14 protein-coding genes and 1 riboswitch are annotated in these 19,443 nt (G+C 38.2%); of the genes, 6 read left to right on the top strand and 8 right to left on the bottom strand.

Annotated elements, in window-relative coordinates; all coding sequences use genetic code 11:
* Positions 1-113: 113 nt before the first annotated feature.
* Positions 114-323: riboswitch (cobalamin riboswitch) on the bottom strand.
* Between the two features lie 219 nt (positions 324-542).
* Together N7931_RS03325 and N7931_RS03330 are read left to right on the top strand one after the other, a co-directional pair.
* Positions 543-1,739, top strand: a complete 1,197-nt coding sequence (locus N7931_RS03325; RefSeq protein WP_262791913.1) for an aromatic amino acid transaminase — start codon at positions 543-545, stop codon at positions 1,737-1,739.
* A gap of 120 nt (positions 1,740-1,859) precedes the next feature.
* Positions 1,860-2,543 carry a hypothetical protein gene (locus tag N7931_RS03330; RefSeq protein ID WP_262791914.1) on the top strand — a complete coding sequence of 228 codons (684 nt, stop codon included), beginning with the start codon at positions 1,860-1,862 and terminating at the stop codon, positions 2,541-2,543.
* A 91-nt stretch (positions 2,544-2,634) separates the two neighbouring features.
* Here the strand turns inward: N7931_RS03330 and N7931_RS03335 are convergent, their stop codons facing one another.
* Positions 2,635-3,591, bottom strand: coding sequence for a mechanosensitive ion channel family protein (locus tag N7931_RS03335; RefSeq protein ID WP_262791915.1), 957 nt, complete (start codon positions 3,589-3,591; stop codon positions 2,635-2,637).
* 144 nt (positions 3,592-3,735) lie between these two features.
* Positions 3,736-4,629 carry a LysR family transcriptional regulator gene (locus tag N7931_RS03340; RefSeq protein WP_262791917.1) on the bottom strand — a complete coding sequence of 298 codons (894 nt, stop codon included), beginning with the start codon at positions 4,627-4,629 and terminating at the stop codon, positions 3,736-3,738.
* A 95-nt stretch (positions 4,630-4,724) separates the two neighbouring features.
* Between N7931_RS03340 and N7931_RS03345 the strand changes: the two genes are divergently transcribed.
* Both N7931_RS03345 and N7931_RS03350 read left to right on the top strand, forming a co-directional pair.
* Positions 4,725-5,747 (top strand): YeiH family protein, encoded by a 1,023-nt coding sequence (locus N7931_RS03345; RefSeq protein ID WP_262791918.1) that lies wholly within the window; start codon positions 4,725-4,727, stop codon positions 5,745-5,747.
* Positions 5,748-5,773: 26 nt separating this feature from the next.
* Entirely contained in the window at positions 5,774-6,427 is a 654-nt protein-coding gene (locus N7931_RS03350) for a DsbA family oxidoreductase (protein WP_262791919.1), read from the top strand.
* A gap of 324 nt (positions 6,428-6,751) precedes the next feature.
* Here the strand turns inward: N7931_RS03350 and N7931_RS03355 are convergent, their stop codons facing one another.
* The 6 genes from N7931_RS03355 to purL all read right to left on the bottom strand — a co-directional run bounded on the left by N7931_RS03355 (position 6,752) and on the right by purL (position 16,841).
* The gene (locus tag N7931_RS03355; protein ID WP_262791921.1) at positions 6,752-7,066 is read right to left on the bottom strand and encodes a DUF2845 domain-containing protein; all 315 of its coding nucleotides are present in this window, start codon (positions 7,064-7,066) and stop codon (positions 6,752-6,754) included.
* An 83-nt stretch (positions 7,067-7,149) separates the two neighbouring features.
* Positions 7,150-7,449: a PilZ domain-containing protein gene (locus N7931_RS03360; protein ID WP_262791922.1), complete on the bottom strand. Its 300-nt coding sequence runs from the start codon at positions 7,447-7,449 to the stop codon at positions 7,150-7,152.
* Between the two features lie 121 nt (positions 7,450-7,570).
* Complete coding sequence (hrpA, locus tag N7931_RS03365; protein WP_262791923.1) at positions 7,571-11,476, bottom strand: ATP-dependent RNA helicase HrpA; 3,906 nt, start codon at positions 11,474-11,476, stop codon at positions 7,571-7,573.
* Between the two features lie 82 nt (positions 11,477-11,558).
* Positions 11,559-11,978, bottom strand: a complete 420-nt coding sequence (locus tag N7931_RS03370) for a CBS domain-containing protein (RefSeq protein ID WP_262791924.1) — start codon at positions 11,976-11,978, stop codon at positions 11,559-11,561.
* A gap of 422 nt (positions 11,979-12,400) precedes the next feature.
* Positions 12,401-12,838, bottom strand: a complete 438-nt coding sequence (locus tag N7931_RS03375; RefSeq protein WP_262791925.1) for a DUF2214 family protein — start codon at positions 12,836-12,838, stop codon at positions 12,401-12,403.
* 109 nt (positions 12,839-12,947) lie between these two features.
* The gene (gene purL / locus N7931_RS03380; RefSeq protein ID WP_262791926.1) at positions 12,948-16,841 is read right to left on the bottom strand and encodes a phosphoribosylformylglycinamidine synthase; all 3,894 of its coding nucleotides are present in this window, start codon (positions 16,839-16,841) and stop codon (positions 12,948-12,950) included.
* A gap of 192 nt (positions 16,842-17,033) precedes the next feature.
* Here purL and mltF point away from each other — a divergent pair, with 192 nt between their 5' ends.
* Both mltF and N7931_RS03390 read left to right on the top strand, forming a co-directional pair.
* Positions 17,034-18,644: a membrane-bound lytic murein transglycosylase MltF gene (mltF, locus tag N7931_RS03385; protein ID WP_262791927.1), complete on the top strand. Its 1,611-nt coding sequence runs from the start codon at positions 17,034-17,036 to the stop codon at positions 18,642-18,644.
* Between the two features lie 169 nt (positions 18,645-18,813).
* Positions 18,814-19,230 carry a GNAT family N-acetyltransferase gene (locus tag N7931_RS03390; RefSeq protein WP_262791928.1) on the top strand — a complete coding sequence of 139 codons (417 nt, stop codon included), beginning with the start codon at positions 18,814-18,816 and terminating at the stop codon, positions 19,228-19,230.
* The last annotated feature ends 213 nt before the right edge of the window (positions 19,231-19,443 follow it).

Here is a 19,443-nt window from a genome sequence, read left to right on the forward strand (position 1 = left end):
TTAATACACTTTATACAGATATAAACACAGACAAAAGGGGGGAGAAAATGGCGGACAAAAACAAGCCATATAGCTGGATTATTTTAGCCAACATTAAACCGCCCACCGCAATTTAGTTGTATGATGTAATAGGCCGGTATCCGGGCTTTCAACGTGGTTTTATCCAAAATTTGCATCCTTCCCATTTGTAAAAAACAGTGGACCTTAAGCTATACCGCTTGCAAACTTTATCGTTGATGACCGTTGCGGGGGCAGCGCTGGACTTTAACCAGCTTCCCGTTTAACCAAAATAAGACTTTGGCACCTATAAACAATTGGCGCGAACTTTAATCAAAAAGCGCTATCAGGTCAAATTGAATATCAATTTCAAGTAAAACAATGTCGAGAAAAAGCCTACGCCTAAAGAATAAATATAATGTAAAAGTGAATATTTATTTAGTTTAATCTGTAAATTTGTCTCGTTAAATTCTGTTAACTTTGCTTTTGCTGGTGTATGATATTGGCGTTTCTTTTTACCTTCATAATCTAGGAAGCTCAATACAATGTTTCAGCAATTAACTGCTTTACCTGCGGATCCTTTATTAGGGATTGCCGTAGCATATCGTCAAGACACTAATCCAAAAAAAGTAGATTTAGGTGTTGGTGTTTATAAAACAGAAGAAGGCGCTACGCCAATTTTAACCAGCGTTAAAAAATCACTTCAAATTTTATTAGATAGCGAAGATTCTAAGTCGTATATTCAGGCTCGTGGTAATCAGGCTTTCTTAGACGGTATGGAAAAGTTAGTGTTAGGTGCTGATAATCCATTATTAAGCTCAAATCGTGTCGAGTCTGTTCAAGCACCGGGCGGTACGGGTTCGTTAAGATTAGGTTTTGAGTTAATTAAACGTGGTAACCCAAATGCAAAAGTTTGGGTAAGTGGTCCTACTTGGGCAAACCACTTAGCGTTAATTAAAGCATCCGGTTTAGAAAGCGCTGAATATCCTTATTATGATAAAGCGAATAACCAATTAAAAGCAGACGAAATGCTAGAAGCATTTGCCAAATTAGGCAAAGACGACGTAGTGCTTTTACACGGTTGTTGTCATAACCCAACAGGTGAAGATATTCCTGCTGATTTATGGCCAAAAATTGCTGATTTAGCTGTAGAAAAAGGCTTTACTCCATTTATTGATATTGCATACCAAGGTTTTGGGGTTGATCTTGAAACTGACGTGCAAGGCGTTCGTCATTTATTAAGCCGTGTACCAGAGGCATTAATTGCTACTTCATGTTCTAAAAACTTTGGTTTATATCGTGAGCGTACAGGTTTATTAACTACGATTAGCGAAACACCAGTATTAGCTGGTGCAGCTTTATCTCATGTATTAAATATTGCGCGTGAAATTTATTCAATGCCACCTTCATACGGCGGTGCGACTGTTGGTATTTTATTAGCAGACGAAGCATTAACTACTGAATGGAAAACTGAGTTAGCCGATATGTGTGCTCGTATGCGTACTTTACGTGCCTTATTAGTTGATAAGTTACATGCACGCGGTGTTGATCAAAGCTTTGACTTTATTAACCGTCAAAATGGTATGTTTACTTTCTTAGGTATTACCCCAGAGCAAGTACAGGCTATTCGTGATGAATATGCAATTTATATGGCTGGCAGCAGCCGTATTAACATTGCTGGTATTTCAAATTCAAACGTGGATTACATTGCTGACGCAGTTGCTGCTATTCTTAAAAAGTAACAGTAAAAATCTGTCTAACAGTTAAATAGTTAGCAAATCAAAAGCCGGGATATTTCAATCCCGGCTTTTTTGTTTTAGCATGTTTAAATATTCATGCACTTTCTTATTTCTAGCTTAACTATGTTGAAAAATAATAAATTTCTTTTTTTATCCGTTGCTGCGGGCTGCTTATTATTAAATGCCTGTTCAACCCGACAAGCAGGCGAGCGTTTTACTGGCTCGACCGAACAGCGCCTTGTGACTTATAGTATTCAAAAAATGGCGCAGGATGTGGCGAATCAACCATTGTCAGAATTGCAGGACCAAACTGTTATTTTTGAAAGCCATTTTGTGATCCATAATCAGGTGCAACATTACGCCGAAGAGCAGATTAAAACCGTGTTGCAGGACAAATTTAATGTAGCATTTTTATCACAGTATCAAAGTGATAATCAGCAAACACAAATTAGCTCAAACCTAAATCAAAGCGATGAGGCTGAAACTAATCCTCAATCACAAACACAATTAAGCCCACCGATGAGCCAGCCTAAATATAAATTAAAACTGTTTTTTACCTCTTTAGGTACAGACAGAGATCAGGCCGGTTTTTCTTTTCCAATCATTAACTTAGCTGAACCAGAAAGAAGCACTTCGATTAGTATTTTAGCAATTGATATGTACCACGGCATTGCAGAATGTACGTATTATTTAGAAGATTTAGCGACCAACCGAATTGTAAAAACCGGTAAAGTAAATGCCAGAGTTAAAACCGATAAATTTACAACCCCTATTTTTGGGTTTCCAATCTCAGATATTGAAGACTAAATGGCAAGTGTGTAACGGGTAGTCCGGTTTAGCCCCGTAGGGGCGTAAACCGGATAGTGTTATATAAAAAAGTAATTAGCAAAATACGGCATCAAGACTCTGCCGTTTCTCCTTCGCTGCTATCAATAGTGTCATCCTGAGTGATTTTTTGATCATTTTCAGCATCTCGTTTTAATTGATTTACATCAGCCAATTTAGTGCCGCCTTTGGCATTAAAATCCAAAGTAGTAATCGGGAAGGGGATAAGAATATCGTTTTCTTCTAGTGTCTTTTTGACCACACAAACGGCTTTGTGTCTGGCCACTAAAAAGTTAGTGCCCGGATACTCTATCCAAAACCAAACTTTTAAATTAACACTGCTGGGACCAAAAGATTCGGCAAATACTATGGTGTCATCTTTATTAATCACAAAATCTAATGCATTAATTGCGTCAGTTAATAATTGTTCAGCTTGCTCCGGATCATCCGCATACGAAATACCAACTTGAACTTCTATTCTTCTGGTGGCGGTTAAAAAATAATTTTTAATTGTGTTTCTGAATAAAGTTTTATTCGGCACAATTAAAACCTGACCATAAAAATTTTCAACCAAGGTGTTTCGTAAATTAATCTCTTTAACTGTACCAAAAATGCTATCGCACTCAATAATATGACCCACTTTAAACGGTTTTCTAATCCCCATAAAAATACCGGCAATCAGGTTTTCCGCCATATCTTGAAATGCAAAACCCAATGCCAAACCAACAATACCAGCACCAGCTAATAACGAAGTAACCGTTCCTTTTAAGCCAATAATATCCAGCGCGATAAATGCGCCGAGCAGTAAATAAAATATTTTTATAAGAGCCAGCAATAAATTGATAATTTCAACCGAGTCAAGCGAGCGGCGTAAAATTTGGCGAAAACCTTTAATAACCCATGTTGAGGTAATTAAAAACAATAACATGACGGTTAAAGATAAAACCAAGTTTGGCAGCAGTGAGCCAGCAGATTCCATCCAGCTAATCAGCGTTTTTTCAGCTTCTTCAATGAGTTTTTGGTAAGTCATATATCCATTTTATCCAATTGTTATTTTTGCACTCAGGTTTAAATTTACATTAGCATAGAGCTCAATCAACATAAATAGCGTTAATTAGGTCTGTGATGGCTCTGACACACGCAATTCAAATTGATTTTGTTCTTTTGTCTTTTGCTAAAGCGTGGTTTTTTGCGCGAGTTCCTCAAATGCAGTTGCGGCTGGAGAAAGTGGGCGATCAAGGTGTTTTAATTGATAAAGAGGGCGATAAAAATGCTCGCTGGGCGATAATTCAATTTGTACAATTTCCCCTAAGGTTAAGCCGTCTTTAGCGACTACTTTTGGTAATATAGCCACGCCTAAACCAGAACGAACGGCCTGAATAATACTTTCACTACTCCCCATTTCAATAATGTGTTGTGGCAATAGGTTAAGCTGAGCCAAAATTTGCGTATTCCATTCACGAGTACCTGAGCCTTTTTCACGCATAATCCAGTTTGCTTGTTTAAGTTGCTCAAAGGATTGCTCTGCATGCTGGTTAAAGTTTATAGGGGCAACAATAATTAATTCATCGGTTTGCCACGGCTCTAATTTTAAACGCGGATCATTTACTTCCCCTTCAACAAACGCAATATCTAGCTCGCAGTCAATCAACCAGTTGGTCACTTGTTGAGTATTACCCACCTTTAAACAAATCTGAACGCTAGGGCTTATCTGGTTAAATTGCTTAATTAATTCGGCCAAACAATAAGCAGCCACCGTGGTGCTAGCACCTATGGTTAATTTACCGGTATTAACCGCACAAATCGCATCTATTTCTTCAAGAGCGGCTTTTTCTAACGCAAAAATACCACGCGCATGCTCAAATAAACGCTGACCAAGTTGGGTTAAAATAATTTGGTTTCGGCTTTGGCCACGCTCAATTAAATTAAAGCTTAATAAATGTTCAAGCTCTTTAACTGCTTTAGAAACAGCAGGCTGGCTAATAAATAAAGTTTTGGCCGCCAGTGAAAAACTTTGTTTTTCAACCACGGTATAAAAAATTCGAAGTAAGTGTAGATTTAAAGTCATAACTTAAAGTTATCCTACAATAAAATAAATGCATTTTTATTATAGAACTGAACTCACTAAACTAGCAATTATTGACAGCAAATGTGAGCACTAAAATGAAAGATAATGCAGATAAAATAACAAATTTAATTAAAGGCAGTGCATTATGTATTTTATCTGCGCTATTTTGCCTGATTTTAATCGAATATACAGTGTTAAAAACTTATTCTGTGAGCGTTTTGTCATTAGCTATTTTTTTGGGGTTTTGTTGTGGTAACTTATTTAAGTTTGGCCAAAAACACTTATCTAGCGGCATTGAATTTGTGAAAACTCGCTTTTTACGAGCTGGCATTATTTTGTATGGAGTTAAAGTTTCATTGATCTCATTAACTCAAGTCGGATTAAGCGGGGTAGTTATTGCAGCTACTATGCTGCTAAGCACTTTTACACTGGCTTATATATTAGGTACCCGTTATTTTAAATTGGACCAACAAACCACGATTTTAATTGGTGCAGGCAGTTCTATTTGTGGCGCGGCGGCCATTTTAGCGACTAATCCGGTTGTAAAAGCACAATCACATAAAGTCTCGGTTGCTGTTTCAACTGTTGTCGTATTTGGAAGTTTAGCAATGCTGCTATATCCGGCCTTATATCCTTATTTAAATCTGGATGAATACCAATATGGCATTTTTGTAGGTGCTACAATTCATGAAGTTGCACAAGTCGTTGCGACCGGAGATTTAGCTGGCGCGCAGGTAAGTGATATAGCAGTTATCGAAAAAATGATAAGAGTCATTATGTTAGCACCATTTTTGGTGTTTATTAGTTACTTAAAACTAAAACAAACCGGCGAAGCGGTTGCTTTTAAAAACATTCAAATTCCTTGGTTTGCCGTAATGTTTATCTTGGTTATTGTATTAAATTCAAGCATGACCTTGCCGGATACGATAAAGCAAAATTTAATTTTATTGGATGATATTTTATTAACATCTGCTATGTTTGCTCTGGGTTTAACAACTCAAGTAAGCGCGATTAAACAAGCAGGGGTAAAACCCTTAATTTTAGCCGGATACTTATTTCTATTCTTATTAAGCGGCGGATATTTAATTAACTTAGCCTGTTTTTCGATTTTATTTTAATAAGGCTTTCGGAGGTTTATAAAAATATGAAAAAGCTGTCAATTCAAATTGTATCCGATGTAATGTGCCCATGGTGCATTATTGGTTATAACAACTTAAAAGCAGCTATAGATGAACTGGCTGAATCTACAACAACACCGCTAGAAGTCGAAATAAGCTGGCTACCTTTTGAGTTAAACCCGAATATGCCACTAGCAGGACAAGATTTAGAACAACATTTAATGGAAAAATATGGATTAACACCAGAACAGGGCGCTGCCAACCGAGACCGAATTGAACAAATGGGATTACAATCAGGTTTTAAATTTAACTTAAGTGGCAAGCGCATTATGGTAAATACTTTTGATTGCCACAGGCTACTAAGCTGGGCCAAACAATTTGGCAAACAAACTGAATTAAAACTCGCTTTATTCAAAGCTCATTTCCAAGACGGACTCTATTTAAATCAAACTGAAACTCTGTTAGATATTACTCAGAATGTTGGTTTGAACCGGCAAGATGCACAGAAAATTCTGGAATCAGATCAGTTTTCAGACAGGGTAAAACAAGAACAAAACCAGCTAAAACAAATGGGCATAAGCTCGGTTCCAACTTTTATCATCAACCAAAAATATGCTATTAGCGGCGGTCAGCCTAAACAAAGTTTTGTTCAAAGCTTAATGCAAATAGCAACGGAGTAAATAAGCTAAAGTATACAAAGACTTCTAAAACTAAAATATGGGTAAATAAATTATCCGTATTTTAATTCAACCAACTGCAAACAATTAAATAAAAGATAAGTGCTAGATGATAGCTAATAGTTAAAATCAAAGCTTTATAAAAAGCAGAGGTTATTTGCTTTTATCACTTATAATTAATCTCACCTTTAATTTAACATAATCAATATTATGGGCTTTTAATTTATACTTATTAATTGAAAACTATAGGATTAATTTTATATTAAATAATTCATCGCTGATTATTATCAGTGTCAATTTGAGACTGATAATACACACAAAATAGGATTATTTAATTCTGTTGCCTCTAATAATTTGTTCAACTTGATTATGTCGAATTATCAAATACTGCTGAAATTTATTTCTGGCTGGTAAATATAACCAAACTTTGGCTGATTTTTGGTTGGTCAGTTGATGAATTAAATTATCTGGTAATGTTTTTAATTTGCTGTCAGGTGCACCACAAAGCTTTGTAACTTGGCTTGTGCTCATTCCGGTTTTTATATATTGGCCGGTTTTACATTTAAAGCTGTCAGCAAATGCTGTTGAATGGCTAAACCAAAGCGCAAATAAAAGGCAGGATTTTAGTCTAATCGCTCCCATAACATACTCCTATGTTCGGGCTGTTTATCAGCAATAAGCTAAAACAGAAATGATTCAATATTGCTTTAGCTTGCTGATTTTAATCAGATAAGTTCGATTATCTCGACACCGCATAAAAAGCCAGATGAACCTTCTGGATGGCAACGTAAAACTTTGCCTTTACCGGTTAATGATGGAATTTGTTCGCTGGCAGAATGCACAACAAAGCTAATATTTTGGCCAATATCTAAAGCTTGATCGATTTCTAGTGCCATGCCATTGGAGCTTAAATCACGACAGATTGCGTTAATTTCTTGTGGCGCTTCCAGAGTATCAATTAGTATTGAACAATCTGCATTTATCATCATTCTGTAGTACGAGCGTTGCTCATCACGTCCAATCATCTACATATCTCCTGAGTTTGTAAGGCAAGCCGGAATAATGCCTTTACTATTAGACATTGTTTGCATTATGTAAACCAAATCAGTTAAGTTCAACACTTTTTTAAACTTAATTTGGTTGTTTTTAGCTAATACTGCCTTCTTTTTTACTTTGTTCAATAAACTGGCTAATCCGTTTGGTAGAGATAGGATAAGCAGTGCCTAAGTTTTGGGCAAATAAACTCATTCTTAGCTCTTCGATCATCCAGCGAATTTGTTCGGCTATCGGATTATGCGGACCGGCATGTTTAAGTTTTTCTAGTTCACCACTCACAGATTCAGTTAATTTTTGAATTTGATCCCGGTTTAATCTGTCACGTACAGGATCGACCGCTAATTTCTCTAATCTGCGTTCAATGCCTTGCATATAACGCTCAATATCAGCGAGTTTTTTAACCCCAAACCGTGAAACAAATCCTTTAAAAATCAACTCATTCATTTGATTTTTAATATCGCTTTGTGCCTGAATTAACTCAAAACTGGATTTGCCTTTAAGTTTTTTATTAATCTGGTTAGATAAAGTTAAAATTCTTTCAACTTGTTTTGCTATTGCCAGCACTCGTTCCGCCACATCAGCCCGTAAAGCATCTTTAGCTGCTAGATAGCCGGATTTGTTTCTGGGCAGTTCATCTAAAGCTAATAAATAATCCTGAATTGCAGCTTCTATACAATCTTCAATTAGCTCTTTAACTTGTCCAAAAGCATTAAAATATAAGCCTAATTTGGCTTTATTTGGTAGTTTTTCCTGTAAATAACTCCGTGGTGATGGCACATTTAAATAAATTAAACGGGTTAATCCTCGCAGCATAGACCAATCAGCCTGAGCCTGAGTATCAAATAATTTAATTGAAACTGAGTCTTTATCATCCGCTAAAGCCGGATAGGCTTTAATTTCATATTGACTCTGGTGAGTAGAATACTCCTTAGCCAGTTCGTCAAAATCCCAGTCGGTTAACCCTACTCTTTCTATGCCATCTTCTGCAACTTCGGTTAATGTTTCAGCGACTTTATTTTGTAGCTTTTGTTTTATTTGCTCTAAATCTTTACCATTGGCGAGCACCTTGCCATTAACATCAACCACTTTGTAATTAATTTTTAAATGTGATGGCACTTGAGCTAAGTCCCATGCATCATCATCAATAATCACGCCAGACATACGTTTTAGCTGATGACTCAAACGGGCAATAAAATCACCGTCATTATTACCAATTGCCTGTAATGCCGCGCTGGCATAATCCGGCGCAGGTACAAAGTTTTTACGAATGTTTTTAGGTAAAGATTTAATTAATGCAACAGCTAGTTCGTGGCGGTAACCAGGGACAGACCAGTCAAACCCCGTAGCTTCAACCTGATTTAATAATGCTAAAGGCACAACCACATTAATACCATCAACCGCCTGACTCGGCTCAAATACATATTCCAGCGGTAAGGTTAAATTACCTTGTCGCCAAGTATCCGGAAATTGCATTTGAGTAATTTGCTCAGCGTCATGCTGCATTAAATCACTTTGTTTTAACGTTAAATAATCGCCTTGCTGTTGTTTTTGTTGTTTCCACCAATATTTAAAACTGGCTAAATCAATAATGTTAGCCGGCAGTTTCTTATCGTAAAACGCAAATAACTCTTCTTCATCAGCTAGAATATCGCGGCGTCTGGCTTTGGCTTCCAGTTTTTCAATTTCTTCAATAAGCGATTGATTATGCTTTAAAAACTTTTCATTAAGTATAACATCGCCATTCACTAAAGCTTCACGGATAAAAATTTCACGGCTGATAACCGGATCAATTTTGCCATACTGAACTTTACGTTTGTGGACTATGGTTAAGCCATATAAAACCTGACTTTCGTACGCAACTACGCTGCCACGCTTTTTTTCCCAATGCGGCTCGGTATAATTTTTATTAACCAAATGAGTGGCAAACGGTTCAATCCAATCCGCTTCAATTTTGGCTACCGTGCGGGCAAATAAGCGACTGGTTTCAACCAGTTCGGCAGCCATAATCCACTTAGCTTTAGTTTTACTCAGTGCCGATCCCGGAAATACCACAAACTTAGTATTGCGCGCACCGTTATAACCTTGTTTATTATCTTTGTTACCAATATGACTCAATAAACCAGAAATTAATGCCTGATGTATAGTTTTAAAATCAGCTTGCTGCTGATTAATTTTCCAGCCTAATTCTTTAATCGATTCTGTTAATTGATAAACGACATCCTGCCATTCTCGAATTCGTAAATAATTTAAAAATTCTTTTTTGCAGCGTTTTCTGAGCTGATTTTGTGATTCGCTCTGCTGAATTTCTTCAATATACTGCCAGAGTTTTAAATAGCCTAAAAAGTCTGAGGCCTCATCATCAAATCTTTTATGTTTTTCATCAGCAGCTTGTTTTTTATCATTAGGACGCTCGCGTGGATCTTGAATACTTAAGCCGGCAACAATCACAATCAATTCTGCTAGACATGATAACTCATTAGCAGTAAACACCATTTTACCTAAGCGAGGATCAACCGGTAAACGTGATACACTACGTCCAACCTGAGTTAATTTCGCATGTGATTTTTTCTTGGTTTGTTCTAGTGCGCCTATTTCCTGGAGTAATAAAATACCATCATTAATATTTCGATTATCTGGTGGCTGCACAAATGGAAATGCGGCAATGTCACCTAACCCTAAAGCATGCATTTGTAAAATAACGGATGCTAAGTTAGTCCGCAAAATTTCTGGATCAGTAAATTCTGGTCGACCTAAATAATCTTCTTCGCTGTAGAGTCGGATACAAATACCTGCCGCAACCCGTCCGCAACGCCCAGCTCTTTGATTCGCACTCGCTTGAGAAATCGCTTCAATCGGTAACCGCTGAACTTTAGTTCGCGCACTATAACGAGAAATTCTGGCAGTGCCCGGATCAATCACATATCGAATGCCTGGTACGGTTAATGATGTTTCAGCTACATTGGTTGCTAATACAATTCGCCGTCCGGTATGCGACTGAAAAATCCGGTTTTGTTCTGCGTTTGATAATCTGGCATAAAGCGGTAACACTTCGGTATCACGCAAATTAAGTGCGTTTAAGCTGTCTGCGGTATCTCGGATTTCACGCTCGCCATTCATAAAAATCAGAATATCGCCTAAACCTTCTTTGGTTAACGATTTTACCGCTTTAGCTATCGCGTCCATTTGATCATCTTCGTTGTCATTATCCGAATTATCATTCGTTAACGGCTGATAACGAATTTCAACCGGATAAGTCCGTCCAGATACTTCAAAAACAGGCGCATTATTAAAATGTTTAGAAAAACGCTCAACATCAATTGTTGCTGAGGTAATTATGACTTTTAAGTCAGGGCGTTTGGGTAAAAGCTGTTTTAAATAACCTAGAATAAAATCAATGTTAAGGCTGCGCTCATGCGCTTCATCGATAATAATAGTATCGTATTGGTTTAAAAATCTGTCCTGTTGAATTTCGGCCAGTAAAATACCGTCCGTCATCAACTTAATATAGGTTTGTGCTTTGGTATGGTCGTTAAACCTAACTTTATAACCAACCTGCTCGCCCATTGGGGTTTTTAGTTCTTCAGCGATTCGGTTAGCAACACTGCGCGCAGCTAATCGTCTTGGTTGGGTATGACCAATAAAACCATTTAAGCCACAACCGGCTTCTAAACACATTTTGGGTAATTGAGTGGTTTTACCTGAGCCAGTTTCACCAGCAACAATAACGACCTGATTATTTTTAATTGCGGCAATAATGTCTTCACGTTTAGCCGAAACCGGTAAATCAGGATATTCAGGCTGGGGTAAATTAACAGCTCTTTGCTGTTTAAATTGAATAGAGGTTTCAACCTGACTTAGCCATTGTTCAAACTGTGTTTGTTTTTTTTGCGGATCGTTTAGTTTTTCAATATTGAAAAAACGCTTTTTTAAACGAAAATAATCGGCCTGATAAACCTGTTTTAGTAATTCTAACGATTGACGATTTAGCTGAGACAAAAATAAAAACCCCCGTATATACAACGGGGGCTAATGCTATCAAAACAGAGAGTTTATGGCGAGTAAAACAGCGAATTGTTAGCTAAACAGCCATGTTATATTCCTGATTTAAATGGGTATCTATCGCTTTTAATATTTGGTGACGATGAATTGTCCCAACCAGTTTATTTTCGTCATCAATCACGGGGTAAATCCGCGGTCGTTTAAGTGCCATTTGCTGTGCTACTTCTAACACACTGGTTGTTGGTTTGACGGTTAACACTTCACGGCTCATGATATCACTGACTTTTGCCACTTGCTCGCGGTAGTAAGTTGATTCAATCATTTGTGTCATGCAATCTTGTTCAGATAAAAAACCAACTAATCTGCCATTTGAATCCAATACCGGACCACCAGATTGATCCGCTTCTAAAATTAATTCAACCGCTTCTGCGATACACATATCAACAGAAAATGTAATCGGTCTTCTTGTCATAAAATCTTCAACGAGTAATGATTTCATTAGTGCTCTCCAGTTTCCGCTGATGTTTATTCTTACCTTTAATATTAGTTCAAACTACCCACTAAACTAATATTTTTTAATAATTTTTTAGACTGATTCGCAATAACGGCTCAACCAATAAAAATGGTTATAACAGATAAATTGAATAATTATGCAGTTTATTTTAAAACTGATTGGATGGTTGAATTTTATCCACAGGACGGAGGAATAATAAAAAACGATTTAAATTGAATAATACTTAAATATTGTTCAAGAAACTTTATTTTTATTATCTTGGTTTGATTTTAGTTGTGTTGATAAAATCAACAGCTTAATTTTAAAAAGGCTTATGATAGTTTTATACTTTTTATATTGTGTTAAATAAAACAAACCATGAAATGCCTAAATTATCCACAATCCATGGTTTATTTAAATTAATTAACTTACGCTAAACCATATCCGGCAGCCATAAATACCGCAGCCAAAGGAATTAATATTAATAATAAAGATTCAAATCTAACAATATGGATTAGGTATTTAGGCACTTTTATCACACTCTCCTGCCCTGTGATTTTGTGCTTTATAAAAAAGATGGTAGGTGCAATTGATAACACCGCCATAATCACAAATAAGGTCATCTTGATATGAAAGACCGGATTTTTAGAATAAAACTCAGCAGGTTTTCCAACCCATAATAACAGTGCTAAACCTGCAATTAATACCACTAGTGCACTAATTCCATATACTCTGTCAATAATCTTAAGCTGCTTAAATTGAGCAACTGATATTTCAGGTTTCAGTAAAACATGCTGCGCAACTAAAGCTGAGCTAAACACGATAATACCGATAAAGTGAGCGTAACGAACTAAAATATCTAACATAATTTTCTCCGTGGCGTTTTTGTAATAATAGTTATGAGTATATACAAAAAAGGCGAACAAATAATCTGTTCGCCTTTTAAATTTTTGATCTACCTAATTAATTTAGCAATTAACCAGCAAATACTCTTGCGTTACGGAACATACGAACCCAAGGGCTATCTTCTTTCCAGTCATCTGGATGCCATGAGTTAGCAACCGTTCTGAATACACGTTCAGGGTGTGGCATCATCACAGTAACACGGCCATCGGTTGTTGTTAACGAGGTAATACCGTTTGGTGAACCATTCGGGTTAGCCGGATATTGGCTAGCCACATCACCGTAGTTATTTACAAAACGCAAGGCAACTGTACCGCTGTTTTCAGCCGTTTGTAATGCTGCTGAGTTTGCAAATTCTGCACGACCTTCACCGTGAGAAACCGCAATACCCATGCGAGAACCTTCCATTCCAGCAAAAAAGATTGAGTTAGACTTTTGAACTTCAACCATGCTGAAGCGCGCTTCAAACCGCTCTGAGTTATTACGCACAAATCTTGGCCAGTGCTCTGAACCCGGAATTAATTCTTTTAAGGTACTTAACATCTGGCAACCGTTACACACACCAAGTGCAAATGTTGCATTGCGCTCAAAGAAGCTTTGGAATTGATCACGTGCTCTGTCGTTAAATAAAATTGACTTAGCCCAGCCTTCACCCGCACCTAATACGTCACCATAAGAGAAACCACCACAAGCCACTAAACCTTGGAATTGCTCAAGGGTAATACGACCCGCTAAAATGTCGCTCATGTGTACATCGTGTGCTTCAAAACCGGCTCTGTCGAATGCAGCGGCCATTTCAACGTGCGAGTTAACACCCTGCTCACGTAAAATTGCCATTTTTGGCGCAGCACCTTTACTGATATAAGGCGCGGCAACATCCTGATTAATGTCAAAAGTTAATACAGGTTGCATCCCCGGATCATTAGCATCCGCTTTTGCATTGTATTCTTGTTCTGCACACTCAGGATTATCACGTAATGCTTGCATGTGACGAGTCGTTTCAGCCCAGATCTGGCGATATTTAACTCGGCTTTGAGCAATTACGGTTTCACCGTTAAATACAATGTTAATGGCATCAGAATGGTTTAGCGTACCAATCACATGGCTGTTATCTGCTAATCCATTGTCGGCTAATACAGCTTGCACAGCCGCTAAATCATCGGCTTTAACCTGAATAACCGCACCTAACTCTTCTGCAAATAAGACTGAAAGTGCATCTTGACCTAAACCAGAAATATCTAAATCGATACCGGTTTTACCCGCAAATGCCATTTCGGTCACGGTTGAGAATAAACCACCGTCTGATCTGTCGTGATAAGCTAATAATTTTTGCTCAGCTAATAATGCCTGTACTGAGTTAAAGAAGCCTTTTAATAATTCAGGTGAATCTAAATCAGGACCTTGCTCGCCAAGTTCGTTATAAACCTGAGCCAAACAAGATGCGCCTAAACGGTTTTGTTTGTTACCTAAATCAATTAAAACTAACTGAGTATCGCCTTTATCAGTGCGAAGTTGAGGCGTTAATGTTTTACGAACATCTTCAACACGCGCAAACGAAGTAATAATTAATGACATAGGCGCAGTAACGGCTTTATCTTCGCCATTTTCATTCCACGCTGTTTTCATTGACATGGAATCTTTACCAACTGGAATGGTAATACCTAATGCCGGACATAATTCTTCACCAACTGCTTTAACCGCTTCATAAAGGCCAGCATCTTCACCCGGGTGACCCGCTGCACTCATCCAGTTTGCAGATAATTTAATGCGTTTTAAATCGCCAATATCAGCAGCTGCAATGTTAGTAATACTTTCAGCAACCGCCATACGTGCAGACGCGCCAAAGTTTAATAAAGCAAGCGGTGTACGCTCACCCATTGCCATGGCTTCACCATGATAAGTATCTAATGATGCTGTAGTCACTGCAACGTCAGCTACCGGAACCTGCCAAGGTCCAACCATTTGATCACGCGCAACCATACCGGTCACCGAGCGATCACCAATAGTGATTAAGAAAGTTTTTTCAGCAATAGTTGGTAAGCGTAAAACGCGTTCTGCCGCATCATTTAAATCAATTTTGCTGGTATCAAACGCAACTGGATTTAATTGAGCAGAAACGACATCTTTTTGAATTTTAGGCGTTTTACCTAATAAAACACTCAGTGGTAAATCAATTGGTTGATTACCAAAATGCGGATCATCTAATCTTAAATGACGCTCTTCCGTTGCCTCACCAATCACTGCATATAATGCGCGCTCACGCTCACAGATTTTTGCAAATACATCAATTTTATCTGCTGGAATTGCGAGTACATAACGTTCCTGAGATTCGTTACACCAAATCTCTAATGGCGACATGCCCGGTTCATCATTTGGCACATCACGTAAGTTGAAAATACCACCGCGCTCGCCGTCATTAACTAGCTCAGGCATTGCGTTTGATAAACCGCCCGCGCCCACATCGTGAATAAATGCGATTGGGTTGTCATCACCCATTTGCCAGCATTTGTCGATAACTTCCTGACAACGACGTTCCATTTCAGGGTTTTCACGCTGAACAGACGCAAAATCTAAATCTGCACTAGATTGACCAGACGCCATTGACGATGCCGCGCCGCCGCCCAAACCGATATTCATCGCTGGACCGCCTAATACCACTAATTTAGCGCCAACCGGAATCTCACCTTTTTGAACATGATCGGTACGGATATTACCTAAACCGCCCGCTAACATAATCGGTTTATGATAACCACGAACTTCTTTACCATTAAAGCTGGTCACTTCAGCTTCAAATGTACGGAAATAACCTAATAAAGCCGGACGACCAAATTCGTTGTTAAATGCAGCGCCGCCTAACGGGCCATCAATCATAATGTCTAAAGCATTTACAATACGCTCAGGTTTACCGTAATTAATTTCCCAAGGTTGCGTAAAATCAGGAATATTTAAGTTAGAAACAGTAAAACCTGCTAAACCCGCTTTTGGTTTAGAACCACGGCCTGTTGCACCTTCGTCACGGATTTCACCGCCCGACCCGGTTGCTGCGCCCGGGAATGGAGAAATGGCTGTTGGGTGGTTATGCGTTTCCACTTTCATCAGAATTTCGATATTTTCCTGATGATAGTTATAAATACCTGTATCGGCATCGGCAAAATAACGGCCTGCGAAGCTACCGTCCATTACTGCGGCGTTATCTTTATAAGCAGACTGAACATAATCAGGCGTAATTTCAAAAGTGTTTTTAATCATTTTAAACAATGATTTAGGCTGAGCAACACCATCAATGACCCAATCGGCATTAAAGATTTTATGGCGACAATGTTCAGAGTTGGCCTGAGCAAACATATAAAGCTCAATATCGTTAGGATTACGACCTAACTTAATAAAGTTTTCAACTAAATAGTCAATTTCATCTTCAGCCAGAGCCAAACCTAATTTAACGTTAGCCGTTGCTAAAGCTTCACGACCGCCACCTAATACGTCAATGGTTGTGAATGGCTTAGGTTCTGATTTGGCAAATAATGCACTGGCTTGCTCAAATTCTGCGAAGATAGTTTCCATCATGCGATCATGTAAAACCGCTTGTAAATCAGTTAACTGACCTTGAGATAATTCAGCAGTGGTTTCAACATAATAAGCAATACCACGTTCAATGCGTTTAACCTGAGTTAAACCACAGTTACGGGCAATATCAGTTGCTTTTGAAGACCAAGGAGAAATCGTACCTGGTCGTGGCGTCACTAAAATCAGTTTGCCTGCTGGCTCATGTTCTTCAATTGTTGGGCCATATTTTAGCAATTTAGCTAATTTAGTGTGTTCATCGTCTGATAACTCAGCCGTTAGATCAACAAAATGCATATATTCAGCATATATACCACTAACAGCTAGATTCATTTTTGCGCAACTGGCAAGCAGTTTATTTACGCGAAAATCAGAAAGTGCGGGAGCGCCACGCAAGATTTCCATAAGCAGATTCACCTGAAAAACTAAGAAGATAGGATTAAAGCCGCATATTATAGAGAATTTTAACAAATTTACCATCCGTAGACTGAAATTAGCTGAATATCGCCAAATGCAGTTTCAGCGCTTGCTAATAATTGACCTGTCAGGGTAAATTCAGCTAATCTAGCGGTTAATATTCCTTTTTATTTATTGTTGATGTTCGCCAAAAAAATTATAAAATATGCTATTTTTCTAAAATTATTCAGCAGTTTAGTTCTTGCCACTTTATTATCTGCCTGTCAGATCGAGCAAAATAAAACACAAGCTGAAATGATTGGCGAAAAGAATATAATTCGAGTCGGCACCATTTATGGCCCAACTAGCTATTATTTAACTTCAGACGGCCCCGCAGGCTTTGAATATGAGCTGGCTCAGGAATTCGCTCATTATCTTAATGTCGAGCTGGAGATTATTCCGGTTTATGACTTAGCCGAACTTTTTAATTTATTAGAAAATAATCAAGTTGATGTACTGGCTGCCAGTTTAACAGCCACTCAAGCCCGTAAAGAAAAATATCGCTTTGCCCCAACCTATCAATACATCAGTGAAAAATTAGTATTTAAACAAGGTAACGAACGACCAAGAGATTGGCAGGATATTACCGGCAAACTCAGAATCACAGCCAAAAGCAGCCACCAAGAAACGCTTGAAAAGTTAAACCTTGAAAATTTGGAATGGCAAACAACCAATGAACAAGATGCAGAAGAGCTAATTCAAGCTGTTTTAAACGGTGAAATAGACTACACCATAGTTGACTCAAATGTACTGGCAGTCAACCGCCGGATTTATCCTAATTTGAGTATTGGTTTTACGGTTTCCGACGAGCTTGAACTAGGCTGGGCATTTGCCAAACAGAAAGACGACAGTTTGTACGCATTGTTAATCGACTTTTTTGGCAGCTTGCATCAAAGCGGCGAGTTTGCACGCATTGAAGATAAATATTTTGGCCATGTTAAAACCTTTGATTATGTTGATACCAGAACCTTTATTGAAGCCATTGAAAATACCCTGCCAAAATATCAAAACTGGTTTGAAACCTATGCTAAACAATATGAACTGGACTGGCGGTTATTAGCTGCTCAAAGTTATCAGGAAAGCCATTGGGATCCTAAAGCTAAATCGCCCACGGGTGTGCGCGGGATAATGATGCTGACATTACCCACCGCCAAACAAATGGGGGTAAAAAGCCGTTTACATGCAGAAGATAATATTAAAGGCGGCGCTCGGTATTTTTCTTCTTTACATAACCGAATACCTGACAGAATAACCGAACCAGATAGAACTTGGTTTGCATTAGCAGCTTATAATATTGGTTTAGGCCATTTAGAAGATGCCCGAAAAATTGCCCAAGGTAACGGCGCAAATCCGGATAAATGGCATCAGGTAAAAGTCTATTTACCTTTATTACAAAAGAAAAAATACTACAAAAATACCCGCTACGGATATGCGCGCGGTAACGAAGCCGTGACTTATGTTGAAAATATCCGCCGTTATTATGATTCTTTAGTTTGGTTTTTTGGGCCTAACCACAGCCCAGCCTTGGATACCGAACTGGCTGAAACCATAGAGTCAGCCGAGCAATCAGCAAAAGCGGATACCAGTGAAAATCCAGCATCAAAAAGCACTTCTGAAAACGCAGATCTCACTGACGATGATAATACCAAGGGTGCTAGCCGCACCAGTGAGGATCAACAAGAAGATGCAGAAGAAGCCAATGCAATTGAAGAGTCGTCAGAGATTAACGATGACGAAGTTATTTTAGAATAAAAATTAAAATACAATCATAAAGAGCCAAGCTACTTCTTGACGAGCTAGCTTGGCTCTTTATGATTCCTGCCCTTTTTTCTATCATCATTAAATATTCATTTAAATTTACTTGTCTAACAAACTAAAAGCCGATTAAACTAAGCCCATATCAAAATATTGATTTATAGCTATGATCCGTGAAGCCCAGCTATCTGATATTCCAGATTTTATTCGTATTCGGCAACAACCATCAGATAATCCACTTAATCCATCCAAACCCATTCCCCTATTGTGCTATCAACAGTATTTAACTAAATATGGCAAAGGCTGGGTTTATACCGACAATAATGGAATATGTGGTTATGTAATTGGTTCAAAAAAAGAAAGCACCATCTGGGCTTTATTTATAGCACCTGAATATCAAGGCAAAGGGATTGGTAAAGCACTGTTAAAAACCGCCACCAACTGGCTGAACGAAAACGGCATTCAAAAAATATATTTATCAACCGCAGTTAATAGCAAAGCTGAACACTTTTATCAGCACTTAGGTTGGCACCGAGGCATTCCACTCGAAACCGGACAAGTCACCTACACATACCCGATATAATACGCATTTGGCGATACATACTTACCTTTTTCGACAGGATTAGACTTAACCATTGTTCGAGAAGCGAAAACTCGCTCAAACACATTTTTGGACAGAAATGAGTCAGAGCCGACCAGCGGCTCTGTGCCAGAAGCGGAAGTTGAGCTCTAGGATATTTACGTCAGCTAAAGCCAGTTAGCCGACTAAACTTAAATACAGAAAAACAAGTTCAAC

The organism is Catenovulum sp. 2E275, from assembly GCF_025515275.1.
Taxonomy (GTDB): Bacteria; Pseudomonadota; Gammaproteobacteria; order Enterobacterales; family Alteromonadaceae; genus Catenovulum.

Bases quoted from the DNA above. Each gene is read 5' to 3' on its own strand.
- N7931_RS03325 (WP_262791913.1), top strand. From the start codon at position 543: ATGTTTCAGCAATTAACTGCTTTACCTGCGGATCCTTTATTAGGGATT.
- N7931_RS03330 (WP_262791914.1), top strand. From the start codon at position 1,860: ATGTTGAAAAATAATAAATTTCTTTTTTTATCCGTTGCTGCGGGCTGC.
- N7931_RS03335 (WP_262791915.1), bottom strand. From the start codon at position 3,591: ATGACTTACCAAAAACTCATTGAAGAAGCTGAAAAAACGCTGATTAGC.
- N7931_RS03340 (WP_262791917.1), bottom strand. From the start codon at position 4,629: ATGACTTTAAATCTACACTTACTTCGAATTTTTTATACCGTGGTTGAA.
- N7931_RS03345 (WP_262791918.1), top strand. From the start codon at position 4,725: ATGAAAGATAATGCAGATAAAATAACAAATTTAATTAAAGGCAGTGCA.
- N7931_RS03350 (WP_262791919.1), top strand. From the start codon at position 5,774: ATGAAAAAGCTGTCAATTCAAATTGTATCCGATGTAATGTGCCCATGG.
- N7931_RS03355 (WP_262791921.1), bottom strand. From the start codon at position 7,066: ATGGGAGCGATTAGACTAAAATCCTGCCTTTTATTTGCGCTTTGGTTT.
- N7931_RS03360 (WP_262791922.1), bottom strand. From the start codon at position 7,449: ATGATTGGACGTGATGAGCAACGCTCGTACTACAGAATGATGATAAAT.
- N7931_RS03370 (WP_262791924.1), bottom strand. From the start codon at position 11,978: ATGAAATCATTACTCGTTGAAGATTTTATGACAAGAAGACCGATTACA.
- N7931_RS03375 (WP_262791925.1), bottom strand. From the start codon at position 12,838: ATGTTAGATATTTTAGTTCGTTACGCTCACTTTATCGGTATTATCGTG.
- purL (WP_262791926.1), bottom strand. From the start codon at position 16,841: ATGGAAATCTTGCGTGGCGCTCCCGCACTTTCTGATTTTCGCGTAAAT.
- mltF (WP_262791927.1), top strand. From the start codon at position 17,034: ATGTTCGCCAAAAAAATTATAAAATATGCTATTTTTCTAAAATTATTC.
- N7931_RS03390 (WP_262791928.1), top strand. From the start codon at position 18,814: ATGATCCGTGAAGCCCAGCTATCTGATATTCCAGATTTTATTCGTATT.